At 69.6% G+C, this 12,957-nt stretch carries 8 protein-coding genes; 2 read left to right on the top strand and 6 right to left on the bottom strand.

Annotated features, from left to right (window positions below):
- Nucleotide 1 precedes the first annotated feature (1 nt).
- Entirely contained in the window at nt 2-334 is a 333-nt protein-coding gene (gene rnpA / locus GGQ62_RS11875; protein ID WP_153401180.1) for a ribonuclease P protein component, read from the bottom strand.
- 17 nt (nt 335-351) lie between these two features.
- On the bottom strand, nt 352-486 hold the full coding sequence (gene rpmH, locus GGQ62_RS11870) for a 50S ribosomal protein L34 (protein WP_152577135.1): 135 nt from the start codon (nt 484-486) through the stop codon (nt 352-354).
- Between the two features lie 136 nt (nt 487-622).
- Here rpmH and argJ point away from each other — a divergent pair, with 136 nt between their 5' ends.
- Nucleotides 623-1,846: a bifunctional glutamate N-acetyltransferase/amino-acid acetyltransferase ArgJ gene (argJ, locus tag GGQ62_RS11865; protein WP_152577136.1), complete on the top strand. Its 1,224-nt coding sequence runs from the start codon at nt 623-625 to the stop codon at nt 1,844-1,846.
- Here argJ and GGQ62_RS11860 read toward each other — a convergent pair.
- Nucleotides 1,843-4,776, bottom strand: coding sequence for a TonB-dependent receptor domain-containing protein (locus GGQ62_RS11860; RefSeq protein WP_167649599.1), 2,934 nt, complete (start codon nt 4,774-4,776; stop codon nt 1,843-1,845). The two genes, argJ and GGQ62_RS11860, sit on opposite strands and share 4 nt — an antisense overlap.
- Before the next feature lie 331 nt (nt 4,777-5,107).
- Between GGQ62_RS11860 and GGQ62_RS11855 the strand changes: the two genes are divergently transcribed.
- Nucleotides 5,108-6,019 carry a glutathione S-transferase family protein gene (locus GGQ62_RS11855; protein WP_152577138.1) on the top strand — a complete coding sequence of 304 codons (912 nt, stop codon included), beginning with the start codon at nt 5,108-5,110 and terminating at the stop codon, nt 6,017-6,019.
- A gap of 108 nt (nt 6,020-6,127) precedes the next feature.
- Here the strand turns inward: GGQ62_RS11855 and trxA are convergent, their stop codons facing one another.
- From trxA to addB, 3 genes are read right to left on the bottom strand one after another with little or no spacing between them, the layout of a single operon-like run.
- Nucleotides 6,128-6,448: a thioredoxin gene (gene trxA / locus GGQ62_RS11850; RefSeq protein ID WP_152577139.1), complete on the bottom strand. Its 321-nt coding sequence runs from the start codon at nt 6,446-6,448 to the stop codon at nt 6,128-6,130.
- Between the two features lie 17 nt (nt 6,449-6,465).
- A complete protein-coding gene (gene addA, locus GGQ62_RS11845; protein ID WP_167649597.1) occupies nt 6,466-9,927 on the bottom strand; it encodes a double-strand break repair helicase AddA in 3,462 nt (1,153 codons plus the stop codon).
- Entirely contained in the window at nt 9,924-12,947 is a 3,024-nt protein-coding gene (gene addB, locus GGQ62_RS11840) for a double-strand break repair protein AddB (protein ID WP_243446623.1), read from the bottom strand. Before addB ends, addA begins: the two co-directional genes overlap by 4 nt.
- Between the last annotated feature and the right edge of the window lie 10 nt (nt 12,948-12,957).

Below are 12,957 nucleotides of genomic sequence, written 5' to 3'. Positions count from 1 at the left end.
TTCACCGGGTCGCCTTGGCGAGCGCGCGTTCGAGATCGGCGTGGAGGCTGGCGAAATCGCGGGTCCGGGCGTCTTCGCGGCCGATCAGCACATGATCGGCACCGGCCAGGCCCTGCGTCGGCAGCAGCGCCCGCGCCAGGCTGCGAAAACGCCGCTTCATGCGGTTGCGGACGACGGCGCCGCCGATCTTCTTGGTCACCGTATAGCCGGCGCGAATCTTGGGGTCGCCGTCGTTGCGCGGGCGAACGAGCAGGATGAAGCCGGGCATCACCACCCGCCGCGCCTTGTTGGCGGCGAGGAAATCGCGCCGCAGCCTGATCGTCTCAGGCGTCATCGCGGCATGCGCCAGCGTTAGGCGGACAGCTTCTTGCGGCCCTGGGCGCGGCGGTTGCGGATGACATTGCGGCCACCGACGGTCGCCATGCGGGCGCGAAAGCCGTGGCGGCGGGCGCGAACGAGCTTCGAGGGCTGATAGGTACGCTTCATGTCAAAATCCCGCAGGCGATGGGTGCACGGCGCGAGGCCGCAAAATCAAGTCGTCGCCCATAGGGGCAGCGCGGGTTTGAGTCAATGCCGCCAGTCGGCTCTCGACTTCGGCGCCGCTGCTCGGCAAGACGCCGGCATGACCATTTCGCCCCTCGCCCGCCCCTTCCCCGCCCTGGCGCCGATCACCGGCGTCCGCATCGGCACCGCCACCGCCGGCTACAAGAACTGGAGCCGCGCCGATGTGACTTTGGTCGAACTGGCGGCCGGCACCAGCGTCGCCGGCGTGCTGACCCGGTCGCGCTGCCCGTCGCCCGAGGTCGAGCTGTGCCGCGAGCGGCTGGCCGGCGGCCAGGCGCGGGCGCTGGTGGTCAACGCCGGCAACAGCAACGCCTTCACCGGGCTGACCGGGCGGCAGGCGGCGGCGGCGCAGACGGCGGCGGCGGCGACGCTGGTCGGCTGCGCGCCCGAGGCGGTGTTCGCCGCCTCCACCGGCGTCATCGGCGTTCCATTGCCGCAGGACAAGGCGGTGGCAGGGGTGACGGCGGCGCATGCGGCGCTCGGAACCGGCGATTTTCACGCAGCGACGCTGGCGATCGGCACCACCGACACCTTTGCCAAGGCAGCGACGACCGCGGCGCTGGTGGGCGACACGCGGGTGACATTGACCGGCATCATCAAGGGGTCGGGGATGATCGCCCCCGACATGGCGACGATGCTGGGCTTCATCTTCACCGACGCGGCTGTAGCGCCGGCCTTCCTGCAGGCAGCGCTCGACCGCGCCAATGCGACGAGCTTTTCGTGCATCACCGTCGATGGCGACACGTCGACATCGGACACGGTGCTGGCCTTTGCCACCGGCGCCGCCGGCCATGCCCCGTTGACCGGGTGGGATTCGCCCGGCGCCGACGCCTTTGCAGCAGCGCTTGCAGACCTGTGCCGCCAGCTGGCGCAGCTGGTGGTGCGCGACGGCGAGGGCGCGACCAAGTTCATCACCATCAGCGTGACCGGGGCGGAATCCGATGCCGCGGCGCATCGCATCGGCATGAGCATCGCCAACTCGCCGCTGGTCAAGACGGCGATCGCCGGCGGCGACGCCAATTGGGGGCGGGTGGTGATGGCGGTCGGCAAGGCCGGCGAGGCCGCCGACCGCGACCGGCTGTCGATCCGGTTCGGGACGACCGAGGTGGCCGCCGGCGGCGCCGTGGTGCCGGGCTATGACGAGGCGCCGGTGGCGGCGCATCTGGCCGGCGAAGACGTCGAGATCGCTGTCGATCTCGGCCTCGGGTCAGGCCGCGCCCGCGTCTGGACGTGCGACCTGACCCATGGCTACATCAGCATCAACGCCGATTACCGCAGTTAGAACCGCTTGCGAACGCCGAACTGGAAGACGCGGCCGAGCGGATTGCCGATGAACGGATCATAGCTGATCTCCAGCCGCGCACTTGGCGGATCGCGATCGAGGATATTCACCACCGACGCCTGCAGCGTCATGTCCCACGGCGTTTCATAGGTGATGTGGAAATCATGGGTGACCCATTCGCCGATCTGCTGGCCGAAGGTGATCGGGATGGGCGCCCCCGGCGTGGGTGACTCGATGCCGGCCTGCACGCTGATCTGGGCGCGATTGTCGGTGGCGCCCGAGATATAGCCCAGTTCGTAGCGCAGGTTGAGCTTGTCGACATTGTAGTTGATGTTGCCGCGTCCGCGCCAGGCGGAGATGGTGCCGGGGAAACGGTCGTAGTTGGTGAAGCCGACCGCGGAATAGGCCGGGCTGACCAGCACACCACCGACGCTGAACGCCTCCTGGTCCCATTTCAGCGTGTGGCTGGCGTTGGCGCCGATTTCGAGCGTGCCGCCCATCACATCGTCGAAGGTGTAGCTGACTTCGAAATCGATGCCCTGGACGTGGATCTTGGCACCATTGACGATATCGGAGCGGACGCGCGCGATGTCGTTGCCGATGGTGACGCCCTGGATACAGGCGTTGCCGCTGGCAAAGGTGATCAGGTCGCGCAGCGGGCTGCCGCAATTGACCGTCTGGGTGCCGTTGCCGGTGCCGGCGACCGCGGTGGCGATGACATTGGCGGGAACGGTGACGATCTGGTCCTTGAAATCATAGTTCCAGAAATCGACGCTGGCGCGCAGCCCGCCGGTCGCGACGATGGCGCCGACATTATAGGTGAAGGCGGTTTCCGGGCCGACGGAGGGGTTGCCGAGGAAATCGACCGACTTGAAATTGTTGCCGGCAGCGATGATTCCCGACAGGCCGGTGACGCCGCCGGTGCGCCGGTCATTCGGCGTCGGGCCGCGGAAGGTGGTGCCGATCGAACCGCGCAGGGTCAACCAGTCAAGCGGCTTCCACCGCACCGACCCCTTGGGGTTGAGCGTCGATCCGGTCAGGCCGCCATAGTCTTCGAAGCGCAGCGCGCCGCGCAGGTCGAAGCGTTCGGTGATCGGCACCGCGACTTCGCCGAAGACCGCCCAGACCTGGCCCTTGACGGTGTTGGGCAGGGCCTGGCCGAGGAAGATATAGGGGCCGGTGCGGAACTGGCAGTTGGTGACGCCGGGGACCGGGCACGGGGTGATGCGCTGGTCGTTGAGCAACGACGCGGTCGAGCTTTCATATTTTTCGGACCGGAACTGCGACCCGATGGCAAAGCCGATCGGCCCGCCGGACAGGCCGACATCGAAACTGCCATCGAACACCGCGTCGGCGACGAACAGGTTCTGCCGGCGCGTCGATGCCGGCGAATCGAACAGCCAGGCGACGAGATCATTGCTGTTGGCATTGGCGGAAACAAAGCCCGGGTTGGTCTGGCCCGACGACGGATTGGTGCCATAGCCGTTCGAAAAGGGATTGAACGCCTGGCAGGTCGACCCCGGGCTGCCGAAGGCGATGCCGTTGCAGTTGGGGCCGCCAAGGCCGTTGAGCGCGCGTTGCAGGCGATCGATCTGGATATCGGTCGTCATCGTGTTGGTGGTTTCATCGGAATAGGTGATGGCGCCGTTGAAGCCGAAGTTTTCGGTGATGCGATAGTCGACCGAACCCGAGACCCTGTAGATATCGTAGTTGCGAAAGCCCTTCTGCCCGCCCAGCCCGCCGGTGGTCGGGTTGCCACCGTTGCCGAGCGGGCGCCACAGGGTCAGGCCGATGTTGTTCGTCGCAGCGATCGCCCCCGGCGACAGGCCGGCCTGGGTCAGCGCGGTCAGCGCGCCGGGGTTGTTGGCGAACGGCGTCGGGCCGGCGCTGGTGACGGAAAAGACGTTGACGCTGCCGGGGCCATTGGGCCCCGATGTGGGCGGATAGGAGGGGCTGAAGCGGATGCCGGGCACATCGGTCTTGGCATAGAGCGCCTCGACATGCAGGGTCACCTTGTCGGTCAGCTCGGTATTGGCTTCCCCATACAGCTGATAGCGCGTCTGTTTTTCGACCAGATTGTCGAACGGGATATAGGTGAAATAACAGGCCGGGGTCGTGCCGGAAAACCCGGCATAGCCGCCGACGGCGTTGCAATTGGCGTCGCGCTGGACGCCGGCGGTGGGGGCCGCCCCGTTGCGCGGCAGGAACGACCCCGGCTGCCCGAGCACCGACCAGCCCGACGGGTTGGTGGTATAGGCGGGGCGAGTCCAGTCGCGCTTGGTCGTGCTGAGTTCCGACCGGTGCTGGTAGCCGGCGGAGAGCAGGACTCGCGACCGGTCATCCTGCCAGCCCCAGGCCAGATCGGCCGTGTAATCGCCCGCCGAGCCGTTGATGAGCTTGTACTGGACGCCGCCATCGAAGCCGTTGAGATCGGTGCGGATGATGAAGTTGACGACGCCGGCGATGGCGTCGGAACCATAGGTGGCAGCGGCCCCGTCCTTGAGGATTTCGATGCGGCCGACGGCAGCGATCGGCAGCAAATTGGTATCGACGCCGAAGGAGCCGACATCGGGGGTGGTGGTGGTGCGACGGCCGTTGAGCAGCACCAGCGTGCGCTGCGGCCCGAGCCCGCGCAGATTGACCGAACCGGTGCCGACGACGCCCTGTGCCAATGTGCTGAACTGGTTGCTGTCCCCCAGGACCGGCCCCATGCTGGCGAGGTTCTTGGTCAGGTCGAGCAGGCTCGGCGAACCGCGATTGATCAGGTCCGCCGCGGTCAGGACATCGACCGGCAAGGCTGCGTCCTTCGTCGTGTTGCGGATCAGCGACCCGGTAACGACGATGGTGGCGGCTTCGTCCGGCGCATCGGCCGTAGCCGCCACGGGACGCTGCTGCGCCAGCGCCGGGCCGGCGATCAATGCCGAAGTCACGGCCCCCATAAGTCCGACGAAAGATACGGAGTCAAAGTACGCATTGCGCATCTTCATATCAGATCTCCCCCAAGGATGACGCCTGCCGAGGTTTTCCAAGTGCAGGGGTAACCGAGTCTATGGCGATAGTGCGCCGTGCCAATCAACATTATTATTATCTATCGCCTATTGAGATTTTGCGATACGATGCTGCATCTTCGCATTTGCAGCATGCTTGCCGCAGCAAAGTTGTGCTTCCTTGATATATTGTGTGGATCGGCGGTCTTGCGTCGGCGCCGTCGTGCGACCACCATGGCGCGGGACCCTCACGCCGAGCCCGAAGGATGTGCAATTGACGCCGGTTCTCCACGAATATCCGACATCGCCGTTTTCCGAGCTGGCGCGCCTCGCCTTCGGGCTGAAGGCGATGGCGTGGCAATCGGTCACCATTCCCGTCACCCTGCCCAAGCCCGACCTTGTCGAACTGACCGGCGGCTATGCCCGCACCCCGGTGCTGCAGGTCGGCGCCGACCTGTTTTGCGACACGGCGGCGATCCTGACGGCGATCGACCGGTTGCAACCGGCGCCGAGCCTGTATCCGCCACCGCTGGGCGCGCTTCACAAGGTCATGGCGAACTGGGCCGGCGGGCCGCAGTTCATGGCGCATGTCGGCGCCGCATTGGGGGCAATGCCCGAAGGCGCGCTGCCGCCGGCGTTCATCGCCGATCGCAAGGGCCGCTTCGGGCTCGACATGGCGGCGCTGGCGCGGGCGACGCCGCATCTGACGACCCAGGCATTGACGGCGGCGCACTGGCTCGACCAGAGCCTTGCCGACGGCCGCGCGTTTGTCGGCGGCGATGCGCCGGGCCACGCCGACCTGGCGTTCTACAGCAACATCTGGTTCGTGCGCGGCAACCCGTTCGCCAAGACGACCACCGAAGCCATATTGTCGCTGCCCCGGCTGGCAGCCTGGTATGACCGCGTCGCTGCGCTCGGCCATGGCAAAGTGGCGGCGATCAGCGCCGACGACGCCATCGCGATCGCGGCGGCGGCGTCGCCGGCACCGGTGACGGGGCGGATCGATGCGCCGTTCTCCGCCGGGCAAATGGTGTCGGTCAAGACCGACGGATCCGGCGATGCGCCCGTCACCGGGCGGCTGGCGCAATGCGACGCGACCGGGATCGTGGTGCTGCGCGAGGGCGAACGCTGCGGCCCCGTCGCGGTGCATTTCCCGCAACTGGGGCAGATGGTGATGGCGGTTTGAGGTCTCTACGACGTTCTGACGTCATTCCCGCAGAGGCAGGAGCTCATCTCCAGCAGGCGGAAGATGAGCTCCCGCCTGCTGGAATGACACATCGTGGCGACCCCAGGCTCAGGCGAGTTCGCCCTCGAGCCAGCTCTTGAGCTGCGACTTGGGGGCGGCGCCGACCTTGGTGGCGACGGGGGCGCCGTTCTTGAACAGGATCATCGTCGGGATGCCGCGCACGCCGTAGCGCGTCGGGGCGTCGGGATTGTCGTCGATGTTGATCTTGACGATGTCGACGCCGGCAAGCTCGTTGTTGATCTCTTCGAGCGCCGGCCCGATCTGGCGGCAGGGGCCGCACCATTCCGCCCAGAAATCGACAAGGACGGGCTTTTCACTGCTGATGACGTCGGCGTGGAACGAGGCGTCGGTGATGTGTTTTGCGGCCATGCGGGCCTCCTTTGCGGCTATTGCGGAAAGATAGGCACGTCGTCGGCCGGGTTCAACACGGCTTCGTCTTTCAGCGGGTAAAGCGCCAGCAGGGCATCGGGCAGCGCGATCAGCCGCGGACCTTCGGTGAACAGCAGCGCGGCGGTGACCCGGCGGCCGGGGAATACGACGCGCAGCGCCGCGACATAGGCAGCCATCTGGCGCAGATAATAGGGCGGCACGGCCTGGGCATCCGCCGGCACGCGGGCGCCGGTCTTGAAATCGACAACCAGCACGTCGGAACCGGTGACCACCAGCCGATCGACGGTGCCGGCGATGACGCGATACCCCACCAATGCGGCCAGCGGCGCTTCGGCCAGCGCATCGGGAGCGAAGACGGCGGCAAAAGCCGGATCGTCGAGGATGGCGAGGACGGTGGCGGTGGTGGCGGCGGCGTCGAGATCGGGATGGGCAGCGGCGCACCACGCCTCCCCCACCCGCCGCCGGTCGGCGTGGGGCAGTGCCGGCAACCGTTCGAACAGCGCGTGCAGCGCCTGGCCGCGGCGCGCGGCGGCGCGGGCGGCGGCCCCCATCGGCGGCAATGCAACGTCATCGGCGGCGATGGCGGAGGGCGACAACGGCCGTGCCGGGCGGGCTTCGGGCGGCGGTGCGGTGACCGCCCATTGCGGCAGGCTGGTGGCGTCATCGGGGACGATCACGGGTCCGGCGTCGCGCAGACAGGGGGCCGCGGTGCCGCTGCGCCATTCGATCGCGTCGCCATCCCAGCCGTCGGCGGCGACTACCTCGGCATCGAGCGCCTGCAGTGCCTCGCCCACCGCGGCGTACCAGCTGCCTTCGGGCGCATCGGTCTTGCCGGTGCCGAGCGTGCCGCCGATGAACAGCAGGTCCTCGGCGCGGGTCAGCGCGACATAGAGCAGGCGGCAATGTTCGCGGGCATTCTGTTCGTCTTCCGCCTCGATCGCGTCGGCAAGGCGACCGCTCAGCCCCTTGCGGGTGGCGAGGAACACCGGCAACGGCGCGCCATTGTCGAAGCTCATCAGCAGCGGGGCATCGCGTTCGCGTTGCCGGGCCTTGGTGGCGTCGGCCAGGATGACGACGGGCGCCTGCAGGCCCTTGGCGCCATGGACGGTCATCAGCCGCACCGCATCCAATGGCGCATCGGGGTCGCGCTTGATGGCGATATCCTCGGCATCGACCCAGGCGAGGAAGCCCTGCAGCGTCGGGGCATTTGCCACCTCGAACGCCAGCGCCTGGTCGAGCACGGCGTCGATGGCGTCGCGCGCCTCCGCTCCCAGCCGTGCCAGCAGACGCTTGCGGCCCTGCAGCGGCCCCGACAGCACGCGTTCGAAAAATTCGTGCGGTGCCGTAAAATCGGCAAAGCCGAGCAGCTTCGACAGCCAGTCGCGCGCCGCCACCACGCGCGGATCATCATCGCCGCGCACCGCGTCCCACAGCGTCCCCGGCCGATCGGCGGCGAGGCGGTGGAGCATGTCATGGTCAAGGCCCAGGAATGGCGAGACCAGCAGCGCCGCCAGCGTCAGGTCGTCACCCGGTTGCAGCGCGAAACGGGCCAGCGCCAGCAGGTCGGCGACGGCGAGCGGATCGGACAGTTTCAGCCGGTCGACGCCGGCCACCGGCACCTGGTTGGCGTGGAGCGCCTTGACCAGCGCCGGCGAAAAGGCGCCGCGGCTGCGGACGAGAACGAGAATGTCCTGCGGGCGCACGGCGCGGCCATGGGCGGGCAGGACCAGCGGGTCGCGCGGATCGAGCCAGCCGGCGATGGTATCGGCGATGCGATAGGCGAGCAGGGTTTCGGCGCGCGGCGGGGTGGTGGTGTCGGCGCCATCGCTGTCGTCATTGCCGGATGTGCCGCTGTCGTCGCGCACCGGCGGCCACAGCGTCACGGCCCCCTGCCCCGGCTTGCGGTGCGGGACATGGACCGGGACGCCATCGGCATCGAAGGTGGTCGCCCCGAGCACGGTGATGGTCGCATCGACGACCTCGAGAATGGCGCCGACCGAGCGGAAGTTGGTATCGAGGGCGATCTGGTCGATGGGGTCGCCGGCGTCGCCGGCCAGCTGCCCGAGTTCGTCGCGCTTGTCGCGATAGACGCGCGGGTCGGACCCCTGAAAGCCGAAGATCGACTGCTTGTAGTCGCCGACGACGAACAGCGTGCGGCGCAGGTCGCGAGCGCCGCTGCCGGCAAAGAATTCCTCGATCAGCGCGCCGATGATGTCCCATTGGCTGGCGTTGGTGTCCTGTGCTTCGTCGACCAGCACATGGTCGATGCGGCTGTCGAGCTTGAAGCGCACCCATTCGGCGGCGCCGGGGGCGCGCAACAATCGCTGCGCGGCCGCGATCATGTCGTCATAATCGACGACCCCCAATCGCGCCTTGGCGGTGCGCCAGTCGGCGGCGAGACGCTTGCCGATGCGCAGATGGCGCGCGGCGTGGACGACGGCGGCGTGGAGGCGCTGTTCGGCGAGAATGGCGAGAACGGCTTCGCCCAGCCGGGCGAACAGCGGCCGCAGCGCCGGATCGGCCTTGTCCACCGCCGCCGGCACGGCGCTGACAGCGCGCAGCTCGTCCTTGGCGGTGCAGAAGAAGCCGCGCAGTTGGTCGAAAGCCGCGGCGCGGTCGCTCGCCGCGAGCCATTCGTGCGCGCGTGCCGCCGCCGCAACGGCGGTCTTGCCGCCCGATCCGGCGAAGGCCGCCGCCAGCCGGGCGACGCCCACGGCATCGAAGCGCGCCATGGCGCTGGCCAGCGCCGAGGCGGCATCGCCATCGGTGGCAAGGCCGAAGCCGCGCCGCAGCATCGGCTCGATACCGGCGTCGGGCAGGCCTGCCAGCGCCTCGCCCAGGGCGTTGCCATGGCCGGCAAGGCGCGCTGCGACCTTGGCAAGGCGCATTTCGCCCTGGTCGATGCTGATCGCGGCGAGGTCGTCCAGAAAGCCTTCGTCCCCCAGTGCCGTCGCCGATTCGATCGCTTCGGCAAGCAGCCGGCGTTGCAGCGCGGTGCTGCTGCGATCGTCGAGCGTCGTGAATCCGGGCGACACCCCGGCTTCGATCGGGAAGCTGGCGATGAGCGATTGGGCAAAGGCGTGGATGGTCTGGATGGCGAGGCCCTGCGGGGCGTCGAGCACCTGCGCGAACAGGCGGCGGGCGCGCGTCCGGGTTTCGGCATCGGTTGCCGCCCCCAGCGCCGCAAGGTCACTGTCGAGCGCAGCGGCGTCGCAGCGCGCCCACCACGCCAGCCGGTCGAAGACCCGCGTCTGCATTTCCGCCGCCGCCAGCTTGGTGAAGGTCAGGCACAGCAGCGCCGCGGGCGGGGTGCCGCCGAGCAGCAGGCGCAGCACCCGCGCCGACAGCACCTGGGTCTTGCCGGTGCCCGCCGACGCCGCCACCCAGGCGTGGACATGCGGATTGGCGGCGGCGGCCTGCGCCGGCATCAACGCTTCAAGGCCGCGCGACCGGGTCATGTCGAACGCCCCCTGGGGCGATCGAGCCATTCGGCGACGCGCGACAGATGGTTGTAGTCGCCCCAGGCAAGATTGGGGTTGAGATCGGCGCGAAAGGGCGCGGTGCCCAGCAGATAGGCATCGGTGACACCGACGATGACCGCCAGCGCCGCGTCGATATGGTCGGCAAGGTCGATCGGCGGCTTGCCCTTCAGCGCGTCGACGATTTCGCCCGGTGGCTTGCCGCCCCCCATTTCCCAATAGGCGATGGCGTGCGGCAGGCCGCGCGGCACGCCGCCGGCGCGGGTGCGCAGCTGCCCGGTCATGGCCATCGCCATCAGCAGGGTCAGCTGGTTGGCGGCATGTTCGCGGACCCGGCGCGGCGATGGCGCCTTGCCGGTCTTGTAGTCGATGATCGCCAGCCGGCCTTCGCCATCGCGATCGACGCGGTCGGCGCGGCCCTGGACGATGATGCCATTGGCCAGCGTCAGCGCCCCGCCGGCTTCGGCCGCCAGCGGATGCCAGCCGTCCGCCTCCCGCGCGTGGACCTGTTCGCCGGCCCAGCGCAGCGCCCGGCGGGCGCGCGGCGCCCAGAGCGCGCGCAGCAGCGGGAATTGGCGGCCTTCCGCCAGCAGCATGGCTTCGGTGAGCTGGTCGAGCCGATCGAGGCTGCCGCCGCCGCTGCCGATCCAGTCTTCCATCACCTCGTGGATGCGGGTGCCGCGCGTCGCTGCCGTCGGGTCCTGGTCGAGCGGATCGAGCGGGCGCAGCCCGAGCATGGCGCGGGCGTAGAAGGCGAAGGGATCGGCGATCAGCGTGTCGACATCGGTGACGTACAGGGTCTGCGGGCGGCGCGCGGCGGGTGGCGCCGGGCGCGGCGGCGGCACCGGTTCGGGCTGGCCCTGGCCATCGAGCCGGCGAGCAAGCGCCAGCAGTTCCGAGTCCGGCGCCAGTCCGCCGGTGAACGCCTGCAGCCGCAGCCAGAAGCGCGAGGGCACCAGCGGTGCGCTGGCATCGCGCCGCGACCGGGTCAGCAGCACCTGCGGGGCGCCGAGCCCGGAGACGAAGTCATGCGCCGCCAGGCCGATGTCACGCGCCAGCCCGGCAAGGCCGAGGCGGGTGCGAATGGCGGGGGCCAGCCACGGATCGGGCGCCGGGCGGCCGGGCCAGGTGCCTTCGTTGAGGCCGCCGAGAATCATCAGGTCGGTGCGCTGCAGCTGGGCCTCCAGCGGGCCCAGAATGGCGATGCGCGGATGGCCGCCCCAGGCCGGGCGGACGGCGCCGTCGAGCAGCGCTGCGACCAGCGCCGGCGCCTCGCTGGTATCGAACGCGCCGAAACTGGCGCCGTGCAGTTCCAGGCGATCGACGAGATCGGCGAGCGCCCGACCGGCGATGCCGCTCCACAATTTTTCGCCGGCAAGGGCACCGCCGGCGTCGCGCAACGCCGCGGCAAGGTCGGGCAGCGTCAGGCCGGGGCGGGCATCGGCGACGCCGGCCAGCGGTTCCAGCGCCACCGCGGCGGTGCGCCACCAGGCAATGAGCGCGACATCGGCGGCTTCGGCGGCGGCAATCGCGGTGGCTTCGGCATTTTCGCGCCGCAGCCGGCGGCGGCGGTCGGCGACAAAGGCATCGACGGCCTCCCCCACCATCTCCAGCCCCGGTGGCGGCCGCACGCCGCGCAGGGTGCGATCGAGCCGCCGCACCTGCGCCAGCCAGGCGCCGCGGTCGTCGCCGGCGGCGACGAGCGGGTGTTTGAGGACGGCCAGCAACGCTACCGGCGCAAAGCCCTGCGCCATGGCCTCCACCAGCGCCAGCGCCAGCGTGCCCGGCGGGGTGAGGCGCAGCGGCGTGCCGGCCGAATCGTCGATGTCGAGCCCCCAGCGTCGGCAATGCGCCGCGACCCGCCGTGCCAGTTGGCGATCGGGCGTCACCAGTGCGGCGCGCTGCCCGGGCGTTTCCAGCGCGCGGCGCAGCGCCAGCGCGATGACCTGGGCTTCTTCGGCGGGGGTTGCGGCTTCCACAGTGGTGACGCCGGCAAACGCACCCCCTGCATCGGTGATGCCGCTGTGCCAGCCGTCGGCGGCGTCGGCGGGTGCCATCGCGGCCTGGACGCGCGGGGTACGCCCGGCGGGGCCGTCGAAATCGGTCGTGACGCCCCAGTCGGCGACGTCGTCGCGATCGCGGCGCAGCCGCGCCAGCAGCGCCTTCAGCGCATATTGCGGATGTTCCTCGGCATCGCGGCCCAGGAGATCGAGGTCGGCGGCGCGGCAGGCAATGGCAGCCCAGCGGGCGCAGCCGGCGTCCGACATGTCGGTATCCAGCCCCGGCAGCACGACGAGGCCTTGCGGCAGCGCGAGCACGCCGGCGAGCAGGCGGACGATCGGCGGCGAACTGCCGGTGATGCCGGCGGCGACGACAAGGCCGGGAGGCGGCACGCTGCGCCAGCGGGCGAGCATCGCATCGATCAGCGCGCCGGTGCGCGTGCCGCCATCGCTGCCGCCGGCGGCGTCGCGCGCGGCCGGCCAATGGGTGATGACAAGGTCGAGGAAGGCCAGGGTCGCCTGCCAATGGCTGGCGAGGTCGGTATCGGCGAGCACGGTCTTTAGATGATCGGGCGCGATTTCGGCAGCGAGCAGCGCGTCGAGCGTCGCCCCCAGCGCATCGCCGAGGCGCAAGGCCTCCACCGCGCTGCGCCCGGCGTCGCGCCCGGCCGGCAACTGGCGCACCAGCCGGGCGAGTTCCAGCCGGCGCTGCAGCAGCGGCACCGCCGGAGGCAGCACCGAATCGCCGCTGGCAAAGCGGTCGAAACTGTCATCGCCGATGTCGCCCACCGGCGTCAGCCGCGGCAGCAGCAGCCCGCCGCCCGAATGGCGGACAAAGGCATCGGTCAGCGTGCGGACAGCGCGGCGGTTGGGCAGCAGGACCTGGGTGTTGGCGAGCGCCAGCGCGTCGCCCCCGGCACGCGCGACAAGGCCGAGCGCCAGCGCGTCGACAAAGGCGACGTGCGGCGCGATGGTGAACAGGCGGTGCCCGGCCGACACCCCCGATCCA

Source organism: Polymorphobacter fuscus (assembly GCF_011927825.1).
Taxonomy (GTDB): domain Bacteria; phylum Pseudomonadota; class Alphaproteobacteria; order Sphingomonadales; family Sphingomonadaceae; genus Sandarakinorhabdus; species Sandarakinorhabdus fusca.
This window is presented reverse-complemented; position numbering and strand designations above follow the sequence as displayed.